Genomic DNA, 25,438 nt, shown 5'->3' on the forward strand with positions numbered 1-25,438 from the left:
GGCGCAAGCACCCCAGCCAATAGGATGGACCCTCGTGACCCCCGCCGACCTGGCCGAGTTGCTCAAGGCCACCGCGACCGCGGTGCTGAATGAGCACGGGCTCGATGCTGCCGCGTTGCCGGACGCGGTGACGGTTGAGCGGCCGCGTAACCCCGAGCACGGCGACTACGCCAGCAACCTGGCGCTGCAACTCGCCAAGAAGGTCGGCGCCAACCCTCGCGCGCTCGCCGGGTGGCTTGCCGAGGCACTGGTCCGGGCCGACGGCATCGCCTCGGCCGAGGTGGCCGGACCGGGCTTCATCAATCTGCGCCTGGACGCCTCGGCGCAGGGAGTCATCGTCAAGGACGTCATCGACGCCGGCCACACCTACGGGCACTCCGACACCCAGGCAACCCACACGGTCAACCTGGAGTTCGTCTCGGCTAACCCAACCGGACCGATCCACATCGGTGGCACCCGCTGGGCCGCCGTCGGCGACGCGTTGGGCCGGTTGCTAACAACCCAGGGCGCCCACGTCACCCGTGAGTACTACTTCAACGACCACGGCGCACAGATCGACCGGTTCACCAACTCGCTGATCGCCGCCGCCAAGGGGGAGCCGACCCCCGAGGACGGCTACGCGGGCAGCTACATCGGCGACATCGCCGCCCAGGTGCTTGAAAAAGCTCCTGAGGCGTTCAGCCAACCAGAAGCCCAACAACACGAAACGTTCCGGGCAATCGGCGTCGACTTGATGTTCACCCACATCAAGGAGTCGCTGCACGACTTCGGCACCGACTTCGACGTCTACACCCACGAAGAGTCGATGCACACTAGCGGCCGCGTCGAGCACGCCATCGCCCGGCTACGGGAAAACGGCAACATCTACGAGAAGGACGGCGCAACATGGTTGCGCACCAGCGCATTCGGTGACGACAAGGACCGTGTCGTCATCAAGAGCGACGGTCGACCCGCCTACATCGCCGGTGATCTCGCCTACTACTTGGACAAGCGCCAACGCGGTTTCGACTTGTGCATCTACATGCTCGGCGCCGACCACCACGGCTACATCTCCCGGCTGAAGGCCGCTGCGGCCGCGTTCGGCGACGACCCGGCCACCGTCGAGGTGCTCATCGGCCAGATGGTCAACCTGGTCCGCGACGGCCAGCCGGTAAAGATGAGCAAGCGGGCCGGCACCGTGATCACCCTCGACGACCTCGTGGAGGCCATCGGCGTCGACGCCGCCCGCTACAGCCTGATCCGGTCCTCGGTGGATACCCCGATCGACATCGACCTGGCGTTGTGGTCGTCGGCATCCAACGAAAACCCGGTCTACTACGTGCAGTACGCACACGCGCGGCTCTCCGCATTGGCCCGCAACGCCGCCGAACTCGGCCTGATCCCCGACGCTGGGCACTTGGAATTGCTCACCCACGCCAAGGAGGGCACGCTCATCCGCGGGCTCGGCGAGTTCCCGCGAGTACTGAAAACCGCGGCGTCGCTTCGGGAACCGCACCGGGTGTGCCGCTACCTGGAGGACCTCGCCGGGGACTACCACCGCTTCTACGACTCGTGCCGGGTGTTGCCGCAGGGCGACGAGGAACCCAACCAACTGCACGCCGCCCGCCTGTCGCTCTGCCAGGCCACCCGCCAGGTCATCGCCAACGGTTTGGCGATCCTGGGTGTCAGCGCTCCGGAGCGAATGTGAACGCGCATCCCGCCGGCCCGAGGCATGCCGAAGAGAGTCATCACGCCAGCGCTCCACCGCGGCCACAGACCACGCAGGAGATGCTGCAGCTGGCGCCGAATGTGTGGCCGCGCAACGTGGCTCGCGGCGACGACGGCGTAGTCAGTCTCGCTGGGACGAAAGTGACTGAGCTGGCTGGCGAGTACGGCACGCCGCTGTTCATCATCGACGAAGATGACTTCCGTTCGCGCTGCCGAGAGATCGCGGCAGCATTCGGCGGCGGGGCAAACGTGCACTACGCCGCCAAGGCGTTCCTGTGCACCGAGATCGCGCGGTGGATCAACGAAGAGGGGCTGTCGCTCGACGTGTGCACCGGCGGGGAATTGGCCGTCGCATTACACGCCGACTTCCCCGCTGAGCGGATCGCCCTGCACGGCAACAACAAATCAGTGGCCGAGTTGACCGCGGCGGTCAAGGCCGGAATTGGTCATGTCGTGCTGGACTCGATGACCGAGATCGAACGTCTCGACGCGATCGCAGGCGAGGCCGGCGTCGTTCAGGACGTTCTGGTCCGGGTCACCGTCGGCGTGGAGGCGCACACCCACGAATTCATCTCCACGGCACACGAGGACCAGAAGTTCGGGCTCTCGCTGGCCAACGGTGCGGCGATGGCCGCGGTGCGCCGGGTGTTTGCCGCCGATCACCTCAGGCTGGTCGGCCTGCACAGTCACATCGGCTCGCAGATCTTCGATGTCGGCGGGTTCGAGTTGGCCGCGCACCGCGTCATCGGGCTGCTGCGCGACGTGGTGGCTGAGTTCGGCGTCGAGAAGACCGCGCAGATGTCCATCGTCGATCTTGGTGGCGGACTGGGTATCTCGTATCTCCCACCCGACGATCCGCCGCCAATACAAGATCTGGCCGCAAAGCTCAGCACGATTGTGCACAACGAATCGGCGGCGGTGGGCTTGCCCGCACCGCGGCTGATCGTCGAACCCGGACGTGCCATCGCCGGGCCGGGGACCATCACCCTCTACGAGGTCGGCACCGTCAAAGACGTCGATGTGAGTGCGATTGCACACCGCTGTTACGTCAGCGTCGATGGCGGCATGAGCGACAACATTCGCACTTCGCTCTACGGGGCGGAGTACGACGTTCGGCTGGTCTCCCGCGCCAGCGACGCCCCGCCGACGCTGGCTCGTATCGTCGGAAAACATTGTGAGAGTGGCGATATTGTCGTCCGCGACACCTGGGTACCGGCCGACTTGCGACCGGGTGACCTGATGGCCGTCGCAGCGACCGGCGCGTACTGCTATTCGCTGTCGAGTCGCTACAACCTGATTGGCCGTCCCGCGGTCGTAGCGGTGCGTGACGGGCAGGCTCGGCTAATCCTGCGCCGGGAGACGGTCGACGATCTACTGTGTCTGGAGGTGAGTCGTGAGCGGAGTTGAAACGCCCGTCGGGGTAGCGGTACTGGGACTGGGCAACGTCGGCAGCGAAGTCGTCCGGATCATCGAAGACAGTGCTGATGACCTCGCGGCCCGGATCGGCGCGCCGCTGGCGCTGCGCGGTATCGGTGTGCGACGGGTCGCCGCCGACCGGGGTGTTCCGGTCGAGCTGCTCACCGACAACGTCGAAGAACTGGTCTCGCGTGAAGATGTCGACATCGTCATCGAACTGATGGGACCGGTCGAACCCGCCCGTAAGGCGATCCTGTCGGCGCTCGAACGCGGTAAATCCGTGGTCACCGCCAACAAGGCTCTGCTCTCGACCTCCACCGGGGAGCTGGCGCAGGCAGCCGAAAGCGCCAACGTGGACCTCTATTTCGAGGCGGCTGTGGCCGGTGCGATCCCCGTCATCCGCCCGCTGACCCAGTCGCTGGCCGGGGACACGGTGCAACGGGTGGCCGGCATCGTCAACGGCACCACCAACTACATCCTCTCCGAGATGGATTCGACCGGTGCCGACTACGCGAGTGCACTGGCCGACGCGAGCGCGCTGGGATATGCCGAGGCCGATCCCACCGCCGACGTCGAAGGCTACGACGCCGCCGCCAAAGCCGCGATCTTGGCGTCGATCGCGTTCCACACCCGGGTTACCGCCGATGACGTCTACTGCGAAGGCATCACCAAGGTCACCCCCGACGACTTCGCGGCCGCACGGGCCCTGGGCTGCACCATCAAGCTGTTGTCGATCTGTGAACGCATTACTCGCGCCGGCGAAAAGCAACGGGTTTCAGCACGGGTGTATCCCGCGCTGGTGCCGTTCGAGCATCCGCTGGCCACCGTCAACGGCGCATTCAACGCCGTGGTCGTCGAGGCCGAAGCCGCCGGCAGGCTGATGTTCTACGGTCAGGGCGCCGGCGGAACGCCCACCGCGTCGGCGGTGACCGGCGACTTGGTGATGGCCGCCCGCAACCGGGTCATGCGCAGCCGCGGCCCGCGCGAGTCCCGCTATGCCCAACTGCCGATCGCCCCGATGGGCCTCATCTCGACTCGCTATTACGTCAGGATGAACGTCACCGACGAGCCGGGCGTACTGTCTTCGGTTGCAGCTGAGTTCGCCAAACGCGAAGTCAGTATCGCCGAGGTCCGCCAGGAAGGGGTCGTCGACGACGACGGCCAGCGGGTCGGAGCACGCGTCGTGGTCGTCACCCACTGGGCCAACGACAGCGCTTTGTCGGAAACTGTCGCCGCGCTGGCCGGTTTGGATGCGGTCCAGGCTGTGGCCAGCGTGCTGCGACTGGAAGGAACCAGCGCATGAGTCCCACCAGCGCCGCCAAGACCGGCACGCACCGGCCCTGGCCGGGCGTGATCGCGGCCTACCGCGACCGGTTGCCGGTCGGCGATGACTGGACGCCGGTCACGTTGCTCGAGGGCGGCACCCCGTTGATTTACGCAACTACGCTGTCCGAGCAGACTGGCTGCACAGTGCATTTGAAGGTCGAGGGTCTCAACCCGACCGGCTCGTTCAAAGACCGCGGTATGACGATGGCGGTCACCGATGCGGTGGCCCGCGGCAAGCAGGCCGTGCTGTGCGCGTCGACCGGCAACACTTCGGCGTCGGCGGCCGCATACGCTGCGCGCGCGGGCATCACCTGTGCGGTGTTGATACCGCAGGGCAAGATCGCGATGGGCAAGCTGGCTCAGGCAGTTATGCACGGCGCCAAGATCATTCAAATCGACGGCAACTTCGACGACTGTCTGGAACTTGCCCGCAAGATGGCGGCCGACTTCCCGACGATCTCCTTGGTCAACTCTGTCAACCCGGTACGCATCGAAGGACAGAAGACCGCCGCCTTTGAAATCGTCGATGCGTTGGGTAGCGCGCCGGACGTACACGCGCTCCCAGTCGGCAATGCCGGCAACATCACCGCATATTGGAAGGGCTACAACGAATACCACCGGCAGGGGATCACCGATAGACTGCCGCGAATGTTGGGCACCCAGGCGGCCGGTGCGGCGCCGCTGGTGTTGGGGGAACCGGTGAAGCACCCGGACACCATCGCGACGGCGATCCGGATCGGCTCGCCTGCGTCGTGGTCGTCGGCCGTCGAGGCGCAACAACAATCCAATGGACGCTTCTTGGCCGCCACCGACGACGAGATTCTCGCTGCCTATCACTTGGTGGCGCGCGCTGAAGGTGTGTTCGTCGAACCCGCATCTGCTGCCAGCGTCGCCGGTCTGCTCAAATCGATCGAGGACGGCTGGGTGCCGCGTGGATCGACGGTGGTATGCACGGTGACGGGCAATGGCCTCAAAGATCCGGACACCGCGCTGAAGGACATGCCGAGCGTCTCGGCCGTGCCGGTGGATCCGGTAGCCGTCGTCGCAAAGTTGGGGCTGGCATGACTCAAATGCTGCCTGCCGGGCTGCTGGCGAGCGCCTCCGTTGCGGCGTCGAGCGCCAATCTTGGCCCGGGCTTCGACAGCATGGGCTTGGCGTTGAGTGTCTATGACGAAATCATCGTAGAGACAACAGATTCCGGCGTGCAGGTTGAGGTCGAAGGTCAGGATGCCGATCAGCTTCCCCGGGACGCACGTCACCTGGTGGTTCGAGCCATCCGATGCGGACTGCGGGCGGCGGGCGTCAGTGCGCCCGGCTTGGTGGTGCGATGCCGCAATGTCATTCCACACTCTCGCGGCCTCGGCTCATCTGCGGCGGCCGTGGTCGGCGGCTTGGCGTCGGTTAATGGCCTTCTGGCGCAAGCGGATTCGACGCCCCTGAGTGAGGCCCAACTCATCCAGCTTTCGTCGGAATTCGAAGGCCACCCCGATAACGCCGCGGCCTCCGTCCTGGGTGGCGCAGTGGTGTCGTGGATCGACCGCAGCTGCAATCCGCCGGGATACGCGGCGGTACGGTTGCGACTTCATCCCGACATCCACTTGTTTCCCGCGATTCCCGAAGATCGCTCCTCCACCGCCGAGACACGGATGCTGCTTCCCACCCAGGTCAGCCACGATGACGCCCGCTTCAACATCAGCCGCGCAGCACTGTTGGTGGTCGCGCTCACCGAGCGCCCCGATCTGCTGATGATGGCTACTGAGGATGTGCTGCACCAGCCGCAGCGTGCCCCCGCGATGTCGACATCTGCGGAATACCTTCGGTTGTTGCGGCGTTGTGGTATTCCAGCTGTGCTTTCCGGTGCCGGACCTGCGGTGATCGCGTTGAGTACGGAGCCGGAGTTGCCCGCTGAGGCCGTTGAGTACGGCCTCGTTAATGGGTTCGCTGTCAACGAGATGACCGTCGGCGACGGAGTTCGCTGGAGCGCCGGCGTTGCCGCCTCCAATTGACCCCAACAGGCCAGGGCGGGGGTTTCTTGCTTCCGACCACAAAGCGGGTTATCCTCGGAGCCGTCCAGCCAATCGCAGCATCTGCATCTGCATCAATACTGGATTGCGGCTAGGACGACCACCAATTCTTCTCATGGACGATGGTTCGCCATATATACCGCCGATCGTGGTGATCACCGTTGCAGAGTCGATGGTTGGCAGCACTCGGCGATTTGGCTGAATGCTACGTACCCCTCACTTGATCTGATCAGTGAGGGAAAGAAAGGAAATCCGTGACTGATACGGACCTCATCACGGCTGGCGACAGCACTGACGACCAGAAGCTGTCGAATCCCGTGACCACAAACACTCCCGCCGCCTCAGACGAAGCGGCGTCGGCGGTGGATGCCAATAAGGAGTCGGACGGTTCGCTGTCGACGATGGTGCTGCCCGAACTGCGCGCGCTGGCCAATCGGGTAGGCGTTAAAGGCACATCCGGGATGCGCAAAAACGAACTGATTGCCGCGATCCGCGAAACCCGCGGGCGTACCAATGGTGCGTCGGACAGCGCGGGTGAAAGTGGCAAATCCGGCGACGACAACTCGGCCGACCAAACCGCAGCCTCCTCCGAGTCCGAGACACCGCGCCGGGAACGCCGCGGCGCCTCACGCCAAGCGGGTTCACCCGCCAACGATGCGCCCGAGCAGGACAAGCAGGGTGACAAAGCCGAGCAGGACGACGCGGACAAGCGCGGACGTGGTCAACAGGACGCGAAGACCGACGAGCGCGATTCGGACAAAGTCGGCGACCAGGGCCAACGAGACGGCGGCGGCCAACAGAACCGCGGTAACGACGACGACGGCGACGGCCGCCAGGGCCGACGAGGCCGCCGGTTCCGCGAACGGAGGCGCCGCGGCGAACGGTCGGGCGACGGCGGCGAAGCCGAACTGCGCGAGGACGACGTCGTCCAGCCGGTGGCCGGCATCCTGGACGTGCTCGATAACTACGCGTTCGTGCGCACGTCCGGCTATCTCGCCGGTCCGCACGACGTCTATGTCTCGATGAACATGGTGCGCAAGAACGGTTTACGGCGCGGCGATGCGGTGACCGGCGCTGTGCGGTTACCGAAGGACGGTGAACAGCCCAATCAGCGGCAGAAGTTCAACCCGTTGGTCCGATTGGACACCGTCAACGGCGGACCGGTCGAGGACGCCAAAAAGCGTCCCGATTTCACCAAGCTGACTCCGTTGTATCCCAATCAGCGGCTTCGGCTGGAAACCACCCCCGACCGGCTCACCACCCGGGTCATCGACCTGATCATGCCGATCGGTAAGGGTCAGCGTGCGCTGATCGTGTCGCCGCCCAAGGCCGGTAAGACCACGATCCTGCAGGACATCGCCAACGCGATCACCAAGAACAACCCGGAATGCCATCTCATGGTCGTGCTCGTCGACGAGCGACCTGAGGAGGTCACCGACATGCAGCGTTCGGTCAAGGGCGAGGTCATCTCCTCGACGTTCGACCGCCCGCCGTCGGATCACACCCAGGCCGCAGAGCTTGCCATCGAACGTGCCAAGCGGCTTGTCGAACAGGGCAAAGACGTTGTGGTGTTGCTGGACTCGATCACCCGCCTGGGACGCGCCTACAACAACGCGTCGCCGGCCTCGGGCCGCATCCTGTCCGGTGGTGTGGATTCCACGGCCCTCTACCCGCCCAAGCGCTTCCTCGGCGCCGCCCGCAACATCGAAGAAGGCGGCTCGCTGACCATCATCGCCACTGCGATGGTGGAGACCGGATCCACCGGTGACACAGTCATTTTCGAGGAGTTCAAGGGTACGGGCAATGCCGAGCTCAAGCTAGACCGTAAGATCTCCGAACGGCGGGTGTTCCCGGCAGTCGACGTGAACCCATCGGGTACGCGCAAAGACGAACTGCTGCTGTCGCCCGACGAATTCGGAATTGTGCACAAGCTACGCCGCGTGCTGTCGGGGCTGGATTCCCACCAAGCCATCGACTTGCTGATGTCGCAGCTACGGAAAACCAAGACCAACTACGAGTTTTTGGTGCAGGTGTCCAAGACGACGCCGGGCGGCTCAGACAACGACTGACCGGACGTAGCACATCGACGGTGACGAGGCGCACGGCCGTGCCGGCAAGCAAACGACGTCGCGTCGGTAATGTGGGAGGTCGTGGCGGACACTCTTCAGCAACTGCTGCGCGAACGGGTTGCCGACGACGCTCCAGCGGTGAAATACGGCGACCGGGTGTGGACCTGGCGTGAACATCTGGCGGATGCCTCGGCGACCGCTGCCGCGCTGATCGGCATCGCCGATCCGGACCGACCGATGCATGTCGGCGCGTTGTTGGGCAACACCCCCGAGATGCTCACCGCCATGGCGGCCGCCGCCCTCGGCGGTTATGTGCTGTGCGGCGTCAACGACACCCGCCGCGGCGACTCCCTGGCCCGAGACATTCTGCGCGCCGATTGCCAGATACTTCTCACCGATTCCGCACACCGCGCGCTGCTCGACGGCCTGGACCTGCCCGGAGTGCAGGTGCTGGACACCTCGAGCAGCGACTGGTCGGCGGTGCGGGATGCGGCCGGCTCGCTGACCCCGTACCGGGAGGTCGCTGCGACCGACACGTTCATGATGATCTTCACCTCAGGTACCAGCGGCGAACCCAAGGCGGTACAGGTCATGCATCTGACCGTGCTATTCGCCGGCGCGTCGCTCATCGAGCGTTTCGGGGTCGACGCCTCCGGTGTCTGCTATTTGTCGATGCCGCTGTTTCACTCCAACGGTTTACTGGCGGGGTGGAGCGTGGCCGCCGGCTCGGGTGCGGCGATGGTGCCCGCAACCTTCTCGGCGTCCGGTTTGCTGCCCGACCTTCGCCGCTACGGCGTGACCTACATGAACTACGTCGGTAAGCCGCTGGCCTATGTGTTGGCCACGCCTGAGCAACCCGACGATCACGACAACCCGCTGCGCGTCGCATTCGGCAACGAGGCCAGCGATCGCGACATCGCCGAGTTCGGCCGGCGCTTCGGCTGCACGGTGTGGGACGGCTTCGGCTCCAGCGAGGGCGCCATCATCATCACCCGCGAGGACGGATGCCCGCCCGGTTCGCTGGGCCGCGGCTTTCCCGGCGTGGCCATCTACAACCCCGACACGCACAGCGAATGCCCGGTGGCCGCCTTCGACGACGACGGCGCATTGTCCAACGCCGAGGAAGCCATCGGCGAGTTGGTCAACACGTCCGGCGCCGGGATGTTCGCAGGCTATTACAACGACCCGGATGCCACCGGCGCGCGGTTGCGGGACGGCATGTTCTGGTCGGGCGACCTGGCCTACCGCGACGCGGAGGGCTGGATCTACTTCGCCGGTCGCAGCGGGGAGTGGCTGCGTGTCGACGGCGAGAACATGACGACCGCGCCGATCGAGCGGATCCTGCAACGGGTGCCGGCCATCAGCCAAGTCGCCGTCTACGCCGTGCCCGACGAGCAGGTCGGCGACCAGGTGATGGCCGCCGTCGTGCTGGCGGATGACGCCGAGCTGACGCCCGAGGCGTTCGGCGAATTCCTGGGCAGGCAACCCGACTTGTCGCCCAAGGCGTGGCCGCGTCGTGTCTGGATCACCGATAGCCTGCCCAGCACGGCAACCAACAAGATCCTCAAACGGGAATTGCGGGCGCGCGGCGCCGCCCCCGAGGGCGGGCAGCTGTGGACTCGGATCGGACGCGGCCACGCCTATGCCATCGCGGATCGAGACGACTACCGAGCCGGCGCCGGTTGAGCGAACCGGTGCCCGGGAATGTCCGGGACCATCCCTGCGTTTGGGATGAGGGCGGCTGACCTGGCATAATCAACCGCCGACACCTCAGGTTCCGGTTCACGTCCCATCGCCGATGTGATGCGGGCGACCCGGCGGCCGACGATTGCAGAGGAAATCATGAAATCTGACATTCATCCCGCATACGGCGAGACCACCGTGGTCTGCGGTTGCGGCAATACGTTCCAGACCCGCAGCACCAAGGAAAGCGGCCGCATTGTGGTCGAGGTCTGCTCGCAGTGCCACCCGTTCTACACCGGCAAGCAGAAGATCCTGGACAGCGGCGGCCGGGTGGCCCGCTTCGAGAAGCGCTACGGCAAGCGCAAGGCCGGCGCCGAGAAGGAAGCCAAGACCGAGCAGGCTGAAGCCGACAAGTAGCACCGACGCCCGAACCTGTCGCGGAACCCGCACAGGTCGGGCGTCGTTTTGTGTTCGGGTCGGTGGCACTGCGGAAAGGGGCCAGCATGACGCAAAGCGTCCAAGCCATCGATGCGCTGCTGGCCGAACACGCCGAACTCGAGCGCCGCTTGGCCGACCCCGCGCTGCACAGCAATCCCGCCGATGCCCGCAAGGTCGGTCGGCGGTTTGCCCAGCTGGCGCCGATCGTGGCGACTCACCGCAAGCTGGCGACGGTGCGTGGCGACCTGGAGGCCGCGCGGGAGCTGGCCGCTTCCGACGAGTCGTTCGCCGCTGAAGCCACCGACCTCGAAGCGCGGGCAGCCGAGCTGGAAACCCAATTCACCGACATGCTGGCGCCTCGTGACCCGCACGACGCCGACGACATCGTGCTCGAGGTGAAATCGGGGGAGGGCGGCGAAGAATCCGCGCTGTTCGCCGCCGACCTGGCGCGAATGTACATCCGCTATGCCGAGCGGCACCGCTGGACGGTTACCGTGCTCGACGAGACCACGTCCGACCTCGGCGGATACAAGGACGCCACCTTAACCATTGCCAGCAAGGGCGACTCCGCCGACGGCGTGTGGTCGCGGATGAAGTTCGAGGGCGGAGTGCACCGGGTCCAGCGGGTTCCGGTGACCGAATCCCAAGGGCGCGTCCACACTTCTGCAGCCGGCGTGTTGGTGTATCCGGAACCCGAAGAAGTCGGCGAAGTGCAGATCGATGAGTCGGACCTGCGAATCGACGTCTACCGCTCGTCGGGCAAGGGCGGCCAAGGCGTTAATACCACCGACTCCGCGGTGCGAATTACCCACTTGCCTAGCGGCATCGTGGTCACCTGCCAAAACGAGCGGTCCCAGCTGCAGAACAAGGCCCGCGCCCTGCAGGTCCTCGCGGCCCGGCTCCAGGCGATGCGCGAGGAGCAGGCGCTGGCTGACGCATCGGCCGACCGGGCCAGTCAGATCCGCACTGTCGACCGCAGCGAACGGATCCGCACCTATAACTTCCCGGAGAACCGGGTCACCGACCACCGAATCGGGTTCAAGGCACACAATCTCGACCAAGTTCTCGACGGCGACCTCGACGCGCTGTTCGACGCACTGAGTGCTGCTGACCGGCAGACCCGGTTGCAACAGCCATGACAACTCGACTGCGGCGTGCGATCGACTCCGCTGTAGTTGTGTTAGCACATGCCGGAATCGATTCTGCCCGTTACGATGCCGAACAGTTAGCTGCGCATCTGGTGGGTAGCGAACGTGGACGGCTGGCGCTGCTCGACGCACCCGATGACGATTTCTTCGCCCGTTATGACGCGGTCATCACCGAGCGTTCGCGCCGGGTGCCGCTGCAGCACCTCACCGGCAGCGTGGACTTCGGGCCGGTAACCCTTCGCGTCGGCCCTGGCGTGTTCATTCCGCGGCCTGAAACCGAAGCCCTATTGGAATGGGCTATCGCGCAACGTCTTCCCGCCAATCCGATCATCGTCGATGTCTGTACCGGATCGGGGGCATTGGCCGTCGCCCTGTCACGGTACTGGCCGGCGGCGCGGGTGCTGGGAATCGACGACACCGATACGGCACTGGCTTACGCGCGTGGGAATGCGACGGACACCGCGGTCGAACTCGTACGCGCCGACGTCACCGTCCCGGGCCTGCTCCCAGAGCTCGACGGCCAGGTCGACCTCGTCGTCGCCAACCCGCCCTATGTTCCCGACGGCACGCCGGTGGAACCCGAGGTTTCCCAATATGATCCGGAGCATGCGGTCTTCGGTGGTCCGGATGGCATGACGGTGATCACCGGGGTCGTCGGTCTTGCCGCACGGTGGCTGCGGCCGGGCGGTTTGATCGCGGTCGAGCACGACGACACAACATCGCAGCACACTGCCCAACTGATCACCGACACAATGCTTTTCGATGATGTCGTCGCACGAGAAGATTTAGCCGGCCGCCCGAGGTTCGTGACTGCGCGCAGAAGGAACGGCGCATGAGTGAGCGCTTCGACTGCGCCGATCCGGGCCAGCGTTCCCGCGGGATCGCGGCGGCCGCCGGGGCGGTCAAGAACGGCCGGCTGGTGGTGTTGCCGACCGACACCGTCTACGGCATCGGCGCTGACGCATTCGACGGTGCAGCGGTGGCGGCGCTGCTTTCGGCCAAGCGCCGTGGCCGCGATATGCCGGTGCCGGTACTGGTCGGTTCCTGGAACACCATCGACGGCCTGGCCCTGACCGTTCCGCAGGAAGTTCGCAAACTGATCCGCGCGTTCTGGCCCGGCGCGCTGAGCCTGGTCATCCAGCAGGCCCCGTCGCTGCAGTGGGACCTCGGCGACGCCCGGGGCACCGTGATGCTGCGGATGCCCTTGCATCCGGTGGCGATCGAGTTGCTGCGCGAAGTCGGGCCGATGGCGGTGTCCAGCGCCAACGTCTCCGGCAGTCCGCCCGCCGTCGACGCCGATGACGCCCGTCGGCAACTCGGAGATCTCGTCGAGATCTATCTCGACGCTGGCACATCCGCGCAGCAGGCGGCCTCGACGATTCTGGACCTGACGGCGCCTACGCCGCGCATCGTGCGTCCGGGGCCGGTCACTGCCGAGGCTATCGCCGCGGTACTCGACGCGGATCCGGGCAGTTTGACGGGCTAACCTGCTCGGCAACTGCGTGGAGTACGGTCTTGCGAATGTCTAGCGACGTGGACAGCCTTGCCGGCGGTCTGCTCGCCCTGTCTGATCGCGGCGCCGGTGTCCCGCTGCGCGAGCTGGTTCTGGTGGGTCTGACGGCCGCGATCATCACCTACTTCGCGACCGGACCAGTGCGCCTGCTGGCCACCCGGTTCGGCGCGGTCGCCTACCCGCGCGAACGCGACGTGCATGTGACGCCGACACCGCGGATGGGCGGGTTGGCGATGTACCTGGGCGTCTTGGCCGCCGTCTTCCTCGCGTCGCAGCTTCCCGCACTCACCCGCGGCTTCGTGTACTCCTCGGGCATGCCGGCGGTGCTGGTGGCCGGCGCGGTGATCGTGGGTATCGGCCTGATCGACGATCGGTGGGGTCTGGACGCGCTGACCAAGTTCGCAGGACAGATCACCGCGGCCAGTGTGCTGGTCACGATGGGGGTGGCCTGGAGCGTCCTGTACATCCCGCTCGGCGGGGTCGGCACCATCGTGCTGGACCAGGTCTCCTCGATCCTGCTCACGCTGGCATTGACCGTGTCGATCATCAACGCGATGAACTTCGTCGACGGCCTGGACGGACTGGCCGCCGGATTGGGACTGATCACCGCGTTGGCATTCTGTATGTTCTCGGTCGGAATGCTGCGCGACCATGGCGGCGACGTGCTGTTCTATCCGCCGGCGGTGATCTCGGTGGTCCTCGCCGGGGCCTGTCTAGGTTTTCTGCCGCACAACTTCTACCGGGCCCGGATCTTCATGGGGGATTCTGGCTCGATGCTGATCGGCCTGATGTTGGCCGCCGCGTCGACAACGGCGGCGGGGCCGATCTCGCAGAACGCTTATGGCGCGCGCGACGTGTTTGCTCTGTTGTCGCCGTTCCTGTTGGTGGTGGCGGTGATGTTCGTGCCGGCGCTGGACATGCTGTTGGCGATCATCCGGCGTACCCGGGCCGGACTCAGCCCGTTCAGCCCCGACAAGATGCATTTGCACCATCGGCTGCTGCAGATCGGCCATTCGCACCGCCGCGTGGTCCTACTGATTTACCTGTGGGTGGGCATCGTCGCGTTCGGCGCTGCGAGCACGATCTTTTTCGATCCGCGTGACACCGGCGCGGTGATGCTGGGCGCGCTTGCGGTCGCGATCATCGCCACGCTGATCCCGTTGCTACGCGGCCGCGGCGACCTCTACGACGAGGAGTAGTAGAGTCGTCGCCGATGTGGTACCGTGCAGCTAGAACCCGAAGAAACCTCGCGGGTTGCCGGCCACCCGGCCGTCGGACTCACGTCTGATTCGGCCGTTGTACGACCGACATGGGGAGCTATTCCTTGGGTGACGCGAGCGTGCTGATAGCCCTCCGATACGCTCAACGGGCCACGCAACATTCAACCAGGCAACTCTCCCTCGTGGTGATCGCAACCGGTCGCCACCGACAACCTAGCGAGGACTGAGGTGCAGCAGTGACAACGCCAGCGCAGGATGCGCCGTTGGTGTTTCCGTCCGTTGCATTCCGGCCGATTCGGCTGCTCGTCATCTGCGTTGCGCTGACCGCCGTGGCGATCGCCGTCGGCGCGTCACTTGGCCATCTGATGGTCGGCGTGTTCTTTGGGATCGGCCTTCTCGTGGGTTTGCTCAACGCACTCGGCGTGCGGCGTTCGGTCACGGCGATCACCGCGGACGCGAACCCACTCAAGTCGAAGATGGCAGTCAATTCGGCGGGCCGACTGCTGGTGATCTCCGTGATCGGGCTGATAATCGCCTTCATCTTCAAGCCCGAGGGACTCGGTGTGGTGTTCGGACTTGCACTTTTCCAGGTGCTACTAGTACTGAGCACCGCTCTGCCGGTTTGGAAAAAGCTACGCGCGGGAACCGCCGACCTGGGGCTGGACGGTGCTGGCACTGAGGGGAGGCGAGACGGCGATGACTAAGGCGCTCCTGGCCGATGCTGCAATCGAAGTGGGTGAGCATCACAAGGCCGATTGGTTCGGACTGACCGTCAACACGGACACGATCCTGTCGAGTGCCATCGCCGCGGTGATCGTGATCGCATTGGCATTCTTCCTGCGGGCCAAAGTCACCTCAAGCGGGGTGCCGGGCGGAGTTCAACTGTTTTTCGAAGCGATCACCATCGGCATGCGCAACCAGATCGAAGCCGCAATCGGCATGCGGATCGCACCGTTCGTGTTGCCGCTGGCGGTGACGATCTTCATCTACATCCTGATCTCGAACTGGCTGTCAGTGCTTCCCTTGCAGTACAAGGACGAGCACGGGAAAGCCAGCGAGCTGCTCTCTTCAGCGGCCGCGGACATCAACTACGTTCTGGCGCTGGCGTTGTTCGTCTTCATCTGTTACCACGCAGCCGGCTTCTGGCGCCGCGGCATCCTGGGGCACCCGTTCAGAGTGCTGAAGGGCCACGTCGCTTTCATGGCCCCGTTCAACCTGGTGGAAGAGATCGCCAAGCCGGTCTCGTTGTCGCTCCGGCTTTTCGGCAACATCTTCGCCGGTGGGATTCTGGTGGCGCTGATCGCGCTGTTCCCGCCCTATGTCTTGTGGGCGCCCAACGCGGTGTGGAAGGCATTCGACTTGTTCGTCGGGTTGATCCAGGCCTTCATCTTCGCGCTGCTGACTATCTTGTACTTCGCCCAGGCGATGGAGTTGGAAGAACACGACTAAACAGGGCCGGCTCGCCGAGCGCAGGACCACGACAGAAAACTGGTAGACCGCTACCAGCCAGCAAGGAGGGTATGGAATGGCAGGAGTAGATCCGCAAATCGCGATGGGTGCGCTCATCGGCGGCGGACTGATCTTGGGCGGCGGTGCCGTTGGCGCCGCCATCGGTGATGGCATCGCCGGTAACGCGCTGATCTCCGGCGTTGCCCGGCAGCCCGAGGCGCAGGGCCGGTTGTTCACGCCGTTCTTCATCACCGTCGGTCTGGTGGAGGCCATGTACTTCATCAACCTGGCGTTCATGGCGCTGTTCGTCTTCGCCAACCCACTCGCCTGATCAATAGAAAATGGGTGACATGAGCGCTTTTGCCCTGGCCACCAACCAGGCAGCCGAGGGAGGCAACAACTTCCTCATTCCCAACGGCACCTTCTTTGTCGAGCTGATCATCTTCTTGATCGTGCTCGGCGTGATCGGCACTTTCGTTGTGCCGCCGATCATGCGGGTGCTGCATGAGCGCGAGAACATGGTCACCAAGACGCTGGCAGACAACAAGAAGTCGGCCGAGCAGTTCGCCGCTGCCCAGGAGGACTACGAGAAAGCGATGTCCGAAGCCCGGGTCGAGGCCTCGGCCGCCCGAGACGACGCCCGGGCTGACGGCCGCAAGGTCGTCGAGGATATGCGCGCTCGCGCCGAAGAGCAGGTGTCCTCGACGTTGCAGGACGCCGGTGAGCAACTCAAGCAAGAGGGCGACGCTGTGGCAGCGGAGCTGCGCTCTCAAGTCGAGAGCATGTCTACGACGTTGGCCAGCCGTATCCTCGGCGTCGAGGTCACCGCCACGACCACCGTCACCGGGGCGGGGCGGTAACCGAAATGTTGACGTTTTTCGGACAGCTGGCCGGGTTCATTGTCATCGTGTTGTTGGTGTGGCGCTTTGTCGTGCCGCCGGTGCGCAGGCTGATGGTGGACCGCCAAGAAACGGTGCGGAAAGAGTTGGAGGATTCGGCGACCGCCGCTGAACAGCTGGCGAAAGCCAGCGACGCGCACAACAAAGCGTTGGAAGATGCGAAGGCGGAGGCGCACCGGGTCACCGAAGAGGCCCACGCGGACGCCGAACGTATCGCCGAACAACTGCGGGCCCAGGCCGACGTCGAGGTCGAGCGCATCAAAGTGCAGGGCGCCAAGCAGGTCGAGCTGCTGCGCGCGCAGCTGGTTCGCCAGCTGCGTCAGGACTTCGGCGCCGAATCCGTGCGGCGGGCCGGGGACCTGGTGCGTGACTACGTCGCCGACTCGGCGCAGCAGTCCGACACCGTCGACCGCTTTCTCGACGACCTCGACGCGATGGCGCCATCTGAGGCTGCCGTCGAATATCCGGTGCTGGCCAAGATGCGGTCAGCCAGCCGTCGAGCGCTGAAGGAGCTGGCGGACCGGTTCGGTGAAGCCGCCGACGACCTCGACGACAGGAAGCTGACAACGCTCGCCGACGAACTCGCATCGGTCGCCACCATGCTGAACCGTGAAGTCGTCGTCACCCGGTATCTGACCGTGCCGTCCGAGGACGCCGCCGCCCGGGTCCGCTTGCTCGAGCGACTGGTGTCCGGCAAAGTCGGCGAATCCACGCTCGACGTACTCCGTACCGCCGTATCGGTGCGCTGGTCCACCAACTCCGACCTCGTCGACGCCATCGAACACGTTGCGCGGCAAGCATTGTTGTTGCGCGCCGAACGGGCGGATCAGGTTGACGTGGTGGAAGATCAGATCTTCCGGTTCAGCCGCATCCTCGATGCCGAGCCCAGGTTGGCAGTCCTGCTGGGCGATTACAGCGCATCCGCCGAAGGCCGGGTCCAGTTGCTGCGCAACGTACTCGAGACCGCGACCGGCCGTGTCAACCCGATCGCGGCCGCGTTGCTGGCCCAGACGATTGAGTTGCTGCGAGGCGAGACGGCCGAAGACGCGGTCAATGGCCTGGCCGCAGTCGCGGTGGCTCGCCGCGGCGAGGTCATCGCACACGTCCGCGCTGCGGCCGAACTCAGTGATCAACAACGCAGCCGCGTCACCGAGGTGCTCAGCCGGATCTACGGTCACCCGGTGACGGTGCAGATGCAGATCGACCCCAAACTGCTGGGCGGACTTTCCATCTCGGTCGGCGACGAGGTAATCGACGGTACGCTTTCGTCGCGTCTCGCCGCAGCCGAGAACCAGCTGCCGGACTAAAGCACTCACCAGACTGAACCACACGCCAGATACCACAATCGACAAGCAGGAAGACGAAAAGCCATGGCAGAGTTGACAATCTCCGCTGAAGATATTCAGGGCGCGATCGAGGAATACGTTAGCTCCTTCACCTCCGACACTGCCCGCGAGGAGGTCGGCACCGTCGTCGACGCAGGCGACGGTATTGCGCACGTCGAGGGCCTGCCGTCGGTGATGACCCAGGAACTCCTCGAGTTCCCCGGCGGGGTACTGGGCGTCGCGCTCAACCTCGACGAACACAACGTCGGCGCAGTGATCCTGGGTGACTTCGAAAACCTCGAAGAAGGCCAACAAGTCAAGCGGACCGGCGAAGTGCTCTCCGTGCCGGTCGGCGACGGTTTCCTCGGGCGCGTAGTCGACCCGCTCGGCCACCCGATCGACGGGCGCGGCGATATCGAATCCGACACTCGCAGGGCGCTGGAGATCCAAGCGCCGTCAGTGGTGCAACGACAGGGCGTCAAAGAGCCGCTGCAAACTGGTATCAAGGCAGTCGACTCGATGACCCCCATCGGACGCGGTCAGCGGCAGCTGATCATCGGCGACCGCAAGACCGGCAAGACGGCGGTATGCGTCGACACCATCCTGAACCAGCGGCAAAACTGGGAATCCGGGGATGCCGAAAAGCAGGTGCGGTGCGTGTATGTCGCCATCGGCCAGAAGGGCACCACCATCGCCGCCGTGCACCGCACTCTGGAAGACGGCGGCGCGATGGACTACACCACGATCGTCGCCGCGCCCGCGTCGGATTCCGCCGGCTTCAAATGGCTTGCGCCGTACACCGGCTCGGCGATTGCGCAGCACTGGATGTACGACGGTAAGCACGTACTGATCGTGTTCGACGACCTGAGCAAGCAGGCCGAGGCCTACCGGGCGATCTCGCTGCTGCTGCGCCGCCCGCCGGGCCGCGAAGCCTATCCCGGCGACGTGTTCTATCTGCATTCGCGGCTGCTGGAACGGTGCGCGAAACTGTCCGATGAGTTGGGGGGCGGCTCGCTGACCGGTCTGCCGATCATCGAGACCAAGGCCAACGACATCTCGGCTTACATCCCGACCAACGTCATCTCGATCACCGACGGGCAGTGCTTCCTGGAGTCCGACCTTTTCAACCAGGGTGTACGCCCGGCCATCAACGTCGGTGTCTCGGTGTCACGGGTGGGTGGCGCGGCGCAGATCAAAGCTATGAAAGAAGTAGCAGGAAGTCTCCGCTTGGATCTCTCGCAGTACCGCGAACTGGAGTCGTTCGCGGCGTTCGCCTCCGATCTGGACGCCACCTCCAAAGCACAGTTGGAGCGCGGTGCGCGACTGGTCGAACTGCTCAAACAACCGCAAGCTCGACCGATGCCCGTGGAGGAGCAGGTAATTTCGATCTTCCTGGGCACATCCGGTCACCTGGATTCGGTCCCGGTCGAAGACATCAGCCGGTTCGAGGCCGAGTTCCTCGACCACGTTCGCGCCTCCGAAGAGCAGATTCTTTCCGAGATCCGGGAATCTCAGAAGCTCAGCGAAGAGTCCGCCGACAAGCTGACCGAGGCGGTCAATAACTTCAAGAAGGGCTTCGCGGCCACCGGTGGTGGATCGGTCGTTCCCGACGAGCACGTCGAAGCCCTCGACGAAGAGGACCTGGGTAAAGAAGCGGTCAAGGTCCACAAGCCCGCCCCGAAGAAGAAGAAGTAATCGAGGATGGCTGCCACCCTTCGCGAATTGCGGGGCCGGATCCGCTCCGCGGGGTCGATCAAGAAGATCACCAAAGCCCAAGAGCTGATTGCGACGTCGCGTATCGGCAGGGCCCAGGCCCGCCTCGAGTCGGCCCGCCCGTATGTCACGGGGATCACCGGGATGCTGACCACGCTGGCCAGCGAAGCGGCTCTGGATCATCCGCTGCTCGTCGAGCGTCCCGATCGCACACGGGCCGGCGTTCTGGTGGTGTCATCCGACCGCGGCCTCTGTGGCGCCTACAATTCGAGTGTATTTCGGCGTGCCGAGGAGCTGTTCTCCTTATTGCGGGATGAGGGCAAGACGCCGGTACTCTACGTCGTCGGCCGGAAAGCGCTGAATTACTACACATTCCGGAATTGGGACATCGTCGAGTCGTGGACCGGGTTCTCCGAGCAGCCGCAGTACGAGAATGCTGTCGAGATCGCCGACGCACTCGTGGATGCTTTCATGGCCGGGGCCGGCGACAACGGTGACGAGCGTAGATCCGACGAGATCGCCGGGGTCGACGAGTTGCACATCGTCTCCACCGAGTTCAAGTCGATGATGTCGCAATCGGCTGAGGCACACCGGATCGCCCCGATGGTGGTCGAGTACGTCGGGGAGGACACCGGGCTGCACACGCTGTACTCGTTCGAGCCGGACGCCACCACACTGTTCGAGTCGCTGCTCCCGCGCTACCTGACCACGCGCGTGTATGCGGCGCTGCTCGAAGCCGCGGCGTCAGAGCTGGCGTCACGTCAGCGGGCGATGAAGTCGGCTACCGACAACGCCGACGACCTCATCAAGGAACTCACGCTGGCGGCCAACCGCGAGCGGCAGGGTCAGATCACTCAGGAAATCAGCGAAATCGTCGGCGGCGCAAACGCGCTCGCCGAGGCCGCTAGCTAAGACCCCATCAGGAAGCGAAGAAGATATGGCTGCTACCACTCAAAAGTCGGCGAAGAAAGAGAAGACCGACACCAACGGCCGCGTAGTGCGAGTTACCGGGCCGGTGGTCGACGTCGAGTTCCCTCGGGGCTCCGTGCCGGAGCTGTTCAACGCACTGCACGCCGAGGTTACTTTTAAAGAGCTCGCGAAAACGTTGACGCTGGAAGTGTCGTTGCACCTAGGCGACAATCTGGTTCGCACGATCTCGATGCAGCCCACTGACGGGCTGGTGCGCGGCGTCGAGGTGATCGATACCGGAAACTCGATCTCGGTGCCGGTCGGCGAGGGCGTCAAGGGCCACGTCTTCAACGCGCTCGGCGACTGCCTGGACGATAAGGATTACGGCAAGGACTTCGATCACTGGCCGATTCACCGTAAGCCGCCGGCATTCGACGAGCTGGAGCCGCGCACCGAGATGCTCGAGACCGGCCTCAAAGTCGTCGATCTGCTCACGCCCTATGTACGTGGCGGCAAGATCGCACTGTTCGGCGGCGCGGGCGTGGGCAAGACGGTGCTGATTCAGGAGATGATCAACCGTATCGCCCGAAACTTCGGTGGCACTTCGGTGTTCGCCGGTGTCGGCGAGCGCACCCGCGAGGGCAACGACCTGTGGGTTGAGCTCGGCGAAGCCGACGTGCTCAAGGACACCGCGCTGGTGTTCGGTCAGATGGACGAGCCGCCCGGCACCCGTATGCGGGTCGCGCTGTCCGCGCTGACGATGGCGGAGTACTTCCGCGACGAGGAGGGGCAGGACGTCCTGCTGTTCATCGACAACATCTTCCGGTTCACCCAGGCCGGATCGGAGGTGTCGACGCTGCTCGGCCGGATGCCCTCGGCGGTGGGATACCAGCCGACGTTGGCCGACGAGATGGGTGAGTTGCAGGAACGCATCACCTCGACGCGGGGCAAGTCGATTACCTCGATGCAGGCGGTCTACGTCCCGGCGGACGACTACACCGACCCCGCACCGGCGACGACGTTCGCTCACCTCGACGCCACCACCGAGCTGAGCCGGGCGGTGTTCTCCAAGGGCATCTTCCCCGCGGTCGACCCGTTGGCGTCGAGCTCCACCATCCTCGATCCGGGTGTGGTGGGCGACGAGCATTACCGCGTCGCGCAAGAGGTCATTCGGATCCTGCAGCGCTACAAGGACCTTCAGGACATCATCGCGATTCTCGGAATCGACGAGCTGTCCGAGGAGGACAAGCAACAGGTGCAGCGCGCGCGGCGGATCGAGCGGTTCCTCTCGCAGAACATGATGGCCGCGGAACAGTTCACCGGCCAGCCCGGTTCGACCGTGCCGCTCAAGGAGACCATCGAGGCTTTCGACAAGCTGACTAAGGGCGAGTTCGACCATGTTCCCGAGCAGGCCTTCTTCTTGATCGGTGGCCTGGACGACTTGGCCAAGAAGGCTGAGAGTTTCGGCGCAAAGCTGGACGGCGGGGGATCGAAGAATGGCGGCGAGAAAAAGGACAGCGCCAAAAAAGACAACGCCGCCGACGAGGAATCCAAAAAGAGCGAATAGGCCGCGATGATCGGCTGGGCACCACTGATGACGTCCGGCCAACGGCGAAGGGTCAGCGGCAACAGGTTCAGCAGGGAAGGGCGAGTGTGAGATGGCCGAGTTGGACGTCGAGATCGTCGCCGTCGACCGGAAGATCTGGTCTGGCAAGGGGACGTTCATCTTCACTCGCACCACCGTCGGCGAGATCGGCATCATGCCCAGGCATATCCCGTTGGTCGCCCAGCTGGTCGATGACGCCATGGTGCGTGTCGAACGCGAGGGCGAAGACGATCTGCGCATCGCGGTGGACGGCGGCTTTCTCTCGGTAACCGAGGAAGGCGTCAGCATTCTGGCGGAGTCCGCCGAATTCGAATCAGAGATCGACGAGGCCGCCGCTAAACAGGACTCCGAGTCCGACGACCCACGTACCGCAGCCAGGGGCCGAGCCAGATTGCGCGCCGTCGGCGCGCTTGATTAGCGGCAGCGGCCGATGAGCGCGCCCACGATCGCCATGGTCGTGCTCATCGCCGTGCTGGGAGTTGCTGTCGTTGCGCTGAGTTATCGGCTGTGGAAATTGCGCCAAGGCGGAACGGCGGCCATCATGCGCGACATCCCGGCCACCGGTGGACATGGTTGGCGGCACGGGGTAATCCGTTACCGCGGCGGTGAGGCCGCGTTCTATCGGCTGTCCAGTGTTCGGTTGTGGCCTGATCGCCGGCTGAGCCGACGTGGTATCGAGATCATCTCGCGACGCTCACCACGCGGCGACGAGTTCGACATCATGACCGAAGAGATCGTCGTGCTGGAACTACGCGACACTACCCAGGACCGTAGGTGGGGATATGAAATCGCTCTTGACCGAGGCGCATTGACCGCGTTTCTGTCGTGGCTGGAGTCTCGTCCCTCGCCGCGGGCGCGGCGCCGCAGCACCTGACGCTCTTAGTTGGCGGGCGGCTCGGGTTCCCCGCCGCCCGGTCGCCAAAGCACGTCGCCGCCGGGGTTGGCCAGCCGGGACAAGATGAACAGCAAGTCGGACAAGCGATTCAAGTATTTCGCGGGCAGCGTGCTGACGTCCGACGGATGCTCGTCGACGGCTGCCCACGCCGCGCGCTCGGCGCGGCGCACGACAGTCCTGGCGACGTGCAGTAACGCCGAAAGTGGTGAGCCACCGGGCAATATAAAGGAATTCAGCGCTGGCAGGTTTTCGTTGAACTCGTCACACCACGCTTCCAGCCGGTCGATGTAGGGCTGGCCGACCCGCAGCGGGGGGTATTTCGGATTCTCGACGACCGGGGTGGACAGATCAGCGCCGGCATCGAAGAGGTCGTTTTGGATCTGCCGCAGTACGTCGGTTATTCGCTGCTCGGGATTACCCAGCGCGATTGCGGTGCCAATCGCCGCGTTCGCCTCGTCGCAGTCGGCGTAGGCGACCAGCCGCGCATCAGTCTTGGGCACCCGCGAGAAATCGCTCAACCCGGTGGTCCCGTCGTCGCCGGTGCGGGTGTAGATGCGGGTCAGGTGTACGGCCATGGGTCAAAACGGTACCGGCCCGACTGACACGCGCGGTACCGCTCATTAAACTAACTTGCGTGGCTGAGCGTTTCGTGGTGACCGGCGGCAACCGGTTGTCCGGCGAAGTTGCTGTTGGGGGCGCCAAGAACAGTGTGCTGAAGTTGATGGCCGCGACGCTGCTGGCCGAGGGCACCAGCACGATCACCAACTGCCCGGACATCCTCGATGTCCCACTGATGGCGGAAGTGCTGCGCGGCCTGGGCGCCACCGTCGAACTGTCCGGGTCAACCGTGCGCATCACCTCCCCGGACGAGCCGAAGTACGACGCGGACTTTGCCGCGGTCCGTCAGTTCCGCGCCTCGGTCTGTGTGCTGGGGCCCCTGGTCGGACGGTGCAAACGGGCCAAGGTTGCGCTGCCCGGAGGTGATGCCATCGGATCACGTCCGCTGGATATGCACCAGGCCGGCCTTCGGCAGTTGGGCGCGCACTGCAACATCGAGCACGGCTGCGTCGTCGCCCATGCAGATACGTTGCGCGGTGCAGAGATTCAGTTGGAGTTCCCCTCGGTGGGGGCGACCGAGAACATTTTGATGGCCGCGGTCGTCGCCGAGGGTGTCACCACGATCCACAATGCGGCGCGCGAACCCGATGTCGTTGACCTGTGCACGATGCTGAACCAGATGGGCGCCCAGGTCGAAGGTGCGGGTTCGCCGACGATGACGATCACCGGCGTGCCGCGGCTGTATCCCACCGAGCACCGGGTGATAGGGGACCGGATCGTTGCCGCGACCTGGGGCATCGCGGCAGCAATGACCCGTGGCGACATCTCGGTGACTGGCATCGATCCAGCGCATCTGCAGGTCGTGCTGCACAAACTGCACGACGCAGGCGCCACCGTTACCCAGACCAATGACAGCTTTCGGGTAGCGCAGTACGAGCGCCCCAAAGCGGTGAACGTCGCAACGTTGCCCTTCCCCGGGTTTCCCACGGATCTGCAGCCGATGGCAATCGGTCTGGCATCGATCGCCGACGGCACGTCGATGATCACCGAGAACGTGTTCGAGGCGCGGTTCCGGTTCGTCGAGGAAATGATCCGACTCGGTGCCGATGCCCGCACCGACGGACACCACGCAGTCGTTCGCGGCATCCCGCAACTGTCCAGCGCGCCGGTGTGGTCATCGGACATCCGGGCGGGAGCGGGTCTGGTGCTCGCAGGGTTGGTGGCCGACGGCGACACAGAAGTGCACGATGTCTTCCACATCGATCGCGGCTATCCGTTGTTTGTGGAAAACCTGGTCAGTCTCGGGGCGGAGATCGAGCGGGTAGAATAAGCAGGACTTTAAACGACTCTCGTCGATCCACTTAGCGGAACGACCTCGAGTTGACCGCGCCTGTGCTGCGGAGTATAGTAGCAGGGTTGCCTGTTCACGGGTGTTGTTTGAGAACTCAATAGTGTGTTTGGTGGTTTTTGTTTGTTGTTGTTTTTTTGCCATGCCCTTTGGCCGCCCCGTGGTTGGGGGTGTGGTGTTTTTTGATGCCAG

The 25,438-nt window shown here is 64.6% G+C and carries 24 protein-coding genes; 23 read left to right on the forward strand and 1 reads right to left on the reverse strand.

Annotated features, from left to right (window positions below):
* Positions 1–34: 34 nt before the first annotated feature.
* The 22 genes from argS to AC5Y42_RS22270 all read left to right on the forward strand — a co-directional run bounded on the left by argS (position 35) and on the right by AC5Y42_RS22270 (position 23,319).
* Positions 35–1,687, forward strand: a complete 1,653-nt coding sequence (argS, locus tag AC5Y42_RS22165; RefSeq protein WP_499900723.1) for an arginine--tRNA ligase — start codon at positions 35–37, stop codon at positions 1,685–1,687.
* A gap of 80 nt (positions 1,688–1,767) precedes the next feature.
* Positions 1,768–3,114 (forward strand): diaminopimelate decarboxylase, encoded by a 1,347-nt coding sequence (gene lysA, locus AC5Y42_RS22170; RefSeq protein WP_499900743.1) that lies wholly within the window; start codon positions 1,768–1,770, stop codon positions 3,112–3,114.
* Positions 3,101–4,426, forward strand: coding sequence for a homoserine dehydrogenase (locus AC5Y42_RS22175; RefSeq protein ID WP_499900724.1), 1,326 nt, complete (start codon positions 3,101–3,103; stop codon positions 4,424–4,426). The genes lysA and AC5Y42_RS22175 overlap by 14 nt, the downstream gene beginning before the upstream one ends.
* A complete protein-coding gene (thrC, locus tag AC5Y42_RS22180) occupies positions 4,423–5,514 on the forward strand; it encodes a threonine synthase (protein ID WP_499900725.1) in 1,092 nt (363 codons plus the stop codon). The genes AC5Y42_RS22175 and thrC overlap by 4 nt, the downstream gene beginning before the upstream one ends.
* Positions 5,511–6,455, forward strand: coding sequence for a homoserine kinase (thrB, locus tag AC5Y42_RS22185; protein WP_499900726.1), 945 nt, complete (start codon positions 5,511–5,513; stop codon positions 6,453–6,455). The genes thrC and thrB overlap by 4 nt, the downstream gene beginning before the upstream one ends.
* A 335-nt stretch (positions 6,456–6,790) precedes the next feature.
* A complete protein-coding gene (gene rho, locus AC5Y42_RS22190; protein WP_499900744.1) occupies positions 6,791–8,542 on the forward strand; it encodes a transcription termination factor Rho in 1,752 nt (583 codons plus the stop codon).
* A gap of 81 nt (positions 8,543–8,623) precedes the next feature.
* Entirely contained in the window at positions 8,624–10,228 is a 1,605-nt protein-coding gene (fadD1, locus tag AC5Y42_RS22195; protein ID WP_499900727.1) for a fatty-acid--CoA ligase FadD1, read from the forward strand.
* Positions 10,229–10,384: 156 nt separating this feature from the next.
* Complete coding sequence (gene rpmE / locus AC5Y42_RS22200; RefSeq protein ID WP_499900728.1) at positions 10,385–10,642, forward strand: 50S ribosomal protein L31; 258 nt, start codon at positions 10,385–10,387, stop codon at positions 10,640–10,642.
* A gap of 86 nt (positions 10,643–10,728) precedes the next feature.
* Positions 10,729–11,802, forward strand: a complete 1,074-nt coding sequence (gene prfA / locus AC5Y42_RS22205; protein WP_499900729.1) for a peptide chain release factor 1 — start codon at positions 10,729–10,731, stop codon at positions 11,800–11,802.
* The gene (prmC, locus tag AC5Y42_RS22210) at positions 11,799–12,647 is read left to right on the forward strand and encodes a peptide chain release factor N(5)-glutamine methyltransferase (RefSeq protein WP_499900730.1); all 849 of its coding nucleotides are present in this window, start codon (positions 11,799–11,801) and stop codon (positions 12,645–12,647) included. Before prfA ends, prmC begins: the two co-directional genes overlap by 4 nt.
* The gene (locus AC5Y42_RS22215; RefSeq protein WP_499900731.1) at positions 12,644–13,297 is read left to right on the forward strand and encodes an L-threonylcarbamoyladenylate synthase; all 654 of its coding nucleotides are present in this window, start codon (positions 12,644–12,646) and stop codon (positions 13,295–13,297) included. The genes prmC and AC5Y42_RS22215 overlap by 4 nt, the downstream gene beginning before the upstream one ends.
* 35 nt (positions 13,298–13,332) lie before the next feature.
* Positions 13,333–14,523, forward strand: coding sequence for a glycosyltransferase family 4 protein (locus tag AC5Y42_RS22220; RefSeq protein ID WP_499900732.1), 1,191 nt, complete (start codon positions 13,333–13,335; stop codon positions 14,521–14,523).
* 257 nt (positions 14,524–14,780) lie between these two features.
* The gene (locus tag AC5Y42_RS22225) at positions 14,781–15,248 is read left to right on the forward strand and encodes an ATP synthase subunit I (protein ID WP_499900733.1); all 468 of its coding nucleotides are present in this window, start codon (positions 14,781–14,783) and stop codon (positions 15,246–15,248) included.
* On the forward strand, positions 15,241–15,993 hold the full coding sequence (atpB, locus tag AC5Y42_RS22230; RefSeq protein WP_499900734.1) for a F0F1 ATP synthase subunit A: 753 nt from the start codon (positions 15,241–15,243) through the stop codon (positions 15,991–15,993). The genes AC5Y42_RS22225 and atpB overlap by 8 nt, the downstream gene beginning before the upstream one ends.
* Positions 15,994–16,069: 76 nt before the next feature.
* A complete protein-coding gene (locus tag AC5Y42_RS22235) occupies positions 16,070–16,324 on the forward strand; it encodes a F0F1 ATP synthase subunit C (protein WP_065014437.1) in 255 nt (84 codons plus the stop codon).
* A 10-nt stretch (positions 16,325–16,334) separates the two neighbouring features.
* On the forward strand, positions 16,335–16,853 hold the full coding sequence (locus tag AC5Y42_RS22240; protein ID WP_499900735.1) for a F0F1 ATP synthase subunit B: 519 nt from the start codon (positions 16,335–16,337) through the stop codon (positions 16,851–16,853).
* 5 nt (positions 16,854–16,858) lie between these two features.
* Positions 16,859–18,199, forward strand: coding sequence for a F0F1 ATP synthase subunit B/delta (locus AC5Y42_RS22245; RefSeq protein ID WP_499900736.1), 1,341 nt, complete (start codon positions 16,859–16,861; stop codon positions 18,197–18,199).
* 63 nt (positions 18,200–18,262) lie between these two features.
* Positions 18,263–19,912, forward strand: a complete 1,650-nt coding sequence (gene atpA, locus AC5Y42_RS22250; RefSeq protein ID WP_499900737.1) for a F0F1 ATP synthase subunit alpha — start codon at positions 18,263–18,265, stop codon at positions 19,910–19,912.
* A 6-nt stretch (positions 19,913–19,918) separates the two neighbouring features.
* On the forward strand, positions 19,919–20,842 hold the full coding sequence (locus AC5Y42_RS22255) for a F0F1 ATP synthase subunit gamma (protein WP_499900738.1): 924 nt from the start codon (positions 19,919–19,921) through the stop codon (positions 20,840–20,842).
* Positions 20,843–20,867: 25 nt separating this feature from the next.
* Positions 20,868–22,406 (forward strand): F0F1 ATP synthase subunit beta, encoded by a 1,539-nt coding sequence (gene atpD, locus AC5Y42_RS22260; RefSeq protein WP_499900739.1) that lies wholly within the window; start codon positions 20,868–20,870, stop codon positions 22,404–22,406.
* Between the two features lie 91 nt (positions 22,407–22,497).
* The gene (locus tag AC5Y42_RS22265) at positions 22,498–22,863 is read left to right on the forward strand and encodes a F0F1 ATP synthase subunit epsilon (RefSeq protein WP_499891805.1); all 366 of its coding nucleotides are present in this window, start codon (positions 22,498–22,500) and stop codon (positions 22,861–22,863) included.
* A 12-nt stretch (positions 22,864–22,875) separates the two neighbouring features.
* Complete coding sequence (locus AC5Y42_RS22270; protein ID WP_499891804.1) at positions 22,876–23,319, forward strand: DUF2550 domain-containing protein; 444 nt, start codon at positions 22,876–22,878, stop codon at positions 23,317–23,319.
* 5 nt (positions 23,320–23,324) lie between these two features.
* On the opposite strand, the gene AC5Y42_RS22275 is transcribed toward AC5Y42_RS22270, so the two are convergent.
* On the reverse strand, positions 23,325–23,915 hold the full coding sequence (locus tag AC5Y42_RS22275) for a cob(I)yrinic acid a,c-diamide adenosyltransferase (RefSeq protein ID WP_499900740.1): 591 nt from the start codon (positions 23,913–23,915) through the stop codon (positions 23,325–23,327).
* A gap of 59 nt (positions 23,916–23,974) precedes the next feature.
* Here AC5Y42_RS22275 and murA point away from each other — a divergent pair, with 59 nt between their 5' ends.
* On the forward strand, positions 23,975–25,228 hold the full coding sequence (murA, locus tag AC5Y42_RS22280; protein WP_499900741.1) for a UDP-N-acetylglucosamine 1-carboxyvinyltransferase: 1,254 nt from the start codon (positions 23,975–23,977) through the stop codon (positions 25,226–25,228).
* The last annotated feature ends 210 nt before the right edge of the window (positions 25,229–25,438 follow it).

This window comes from Mycobacterium sp. NGS48 (genome assembly GCF_059812585.1).

Excerpts from the sequence above, each read along its gene's own strand:
- prfA (WP_499900729.1), top strand. The coding sequence starts at position 10,729 with ATGACGCAAAGCGTCCAAGCCATCGATGCGCTGCTGGCCGAACACGCC.
- AC5Y42_RS22220 (WP_499900732.1), top strand. The coding sequence starts at position 13,333 with ATGTCTAGCGACGTGGACAGCCTTGCCGGCGGTCTGCTCGCCCTGTCT.
- thrB (WP_499900726.1), top strand. The coding sequence starts at position 5,511 with ATGACTCAAATGCTGCCTGCCGGGCTGCTGGCGAGCGCCTCCGTTGCG.
- lysA (WP_499900743.1), top strand. The coding sequence starts at position 1,768 with ATGCTGCAGCTGGCGCCGAATGTGTGGCCGCGCAACGTGGCTCGCGGC.
- AC5Y42_RS22240 (WP_499900735.1), top strand. The coding sequence starts at position 16,335 with ATGGGTGACATGAGCGCTTTTGCCCTGGCCACCAACCAGGCAGCCGAG.
- AC5Y42_RS22235 (WP_065014437.1), top strand. The coding sequence starts at position 16,070 with ATGGCAGGAGTAGATCCGCAAATCGCGATGGGTGCGCTCATCGGCGGC.
- AC5Y42_RS22275 (WP_499900740.1), bottom strand. The coding sequence starts at position 23,915 with ATGGCCGTACACCTGACCCGCATCTACACCCGCACCGGCGACGACGGG.
- atpA (WP_499900737.1), top strand. The coding sequence starts at position 18,263 with ATGGCAGAGTTGACAATCTCCGCTGAAGATATTCAGGGCGCGATCGAG.
- rpmE (WP_499900728.1), top strand. The coding sequence starts at position 10,385 with ATGAAATCTGACATTCATCCCGCATACGGCGAGACCACCGTGGTCTGC.
- AC5Y42_RS22215 (WP_499900731.1), top strand. The coding sequence starts at position 12,644 with ATGAGTGAGCGCTTCGACTGCGCCGATCCGGGCCAGCGTTCCCGCGGG.
- AC5Y42_RS22270 (WP_499891804.1), top strand. The coding sequence starts at position 22,876 with ATGAGCGCGCCCACGATCGCCATGGTCGTGCTCATCGCCGTGCTGGGA.
- prmC (WP_499900730.1), top strand. The coding sequence starts at position 11,799 with ATGACAACTCGACTGCGGCGTGCGATCGACTCCGCTGTAGTTGTGTTA.
- thrC (WP_499900725.1), top strand. The coding sequence starts at position 4,423 with ATGAGTCCCACCAGCGCCGCCAAGACCGGCACGCACCGGCCCTGGCCG.
- AC5Y42_RS22265 (WP_499891805.1), top strand. The coding sequence starts at position 22,498 with ATGGCCGAGTTGGACGTCGAGATCGTCGCCGTCGACCGGAAGATCTGG.
- AC5Y42_RS22255 (WP_499900738.1), top strand. The coding sequence starts at position 19,919 with ATGGCTGCCACCCTTCGCGAATTGCGGGGCCGGATCCGCTCCGCGGGG.
- AC5Y42_RS22245 (WP_499900736.1), top strand. The coding sequence starts at position 16,859 with ATGTTGACGTTTTTCGGACAGCTGGCCGGGTTCATTGTCATCGTGTTG.
- atpD (WP_499900739.1), top strand. The coding sequence starts at position 20,868 with ATGGCTGCTACCACTCAAAAGTCGGCGAAGAAAGAGAAGACCGACACC.
- atpB (WP_499900734.1), top strand. The coding sequence starts at position 15,241 with ATGACTAAGGCGCTCCTGGCCGATGCTGCAATCGAAGTGGGTGAGCAT.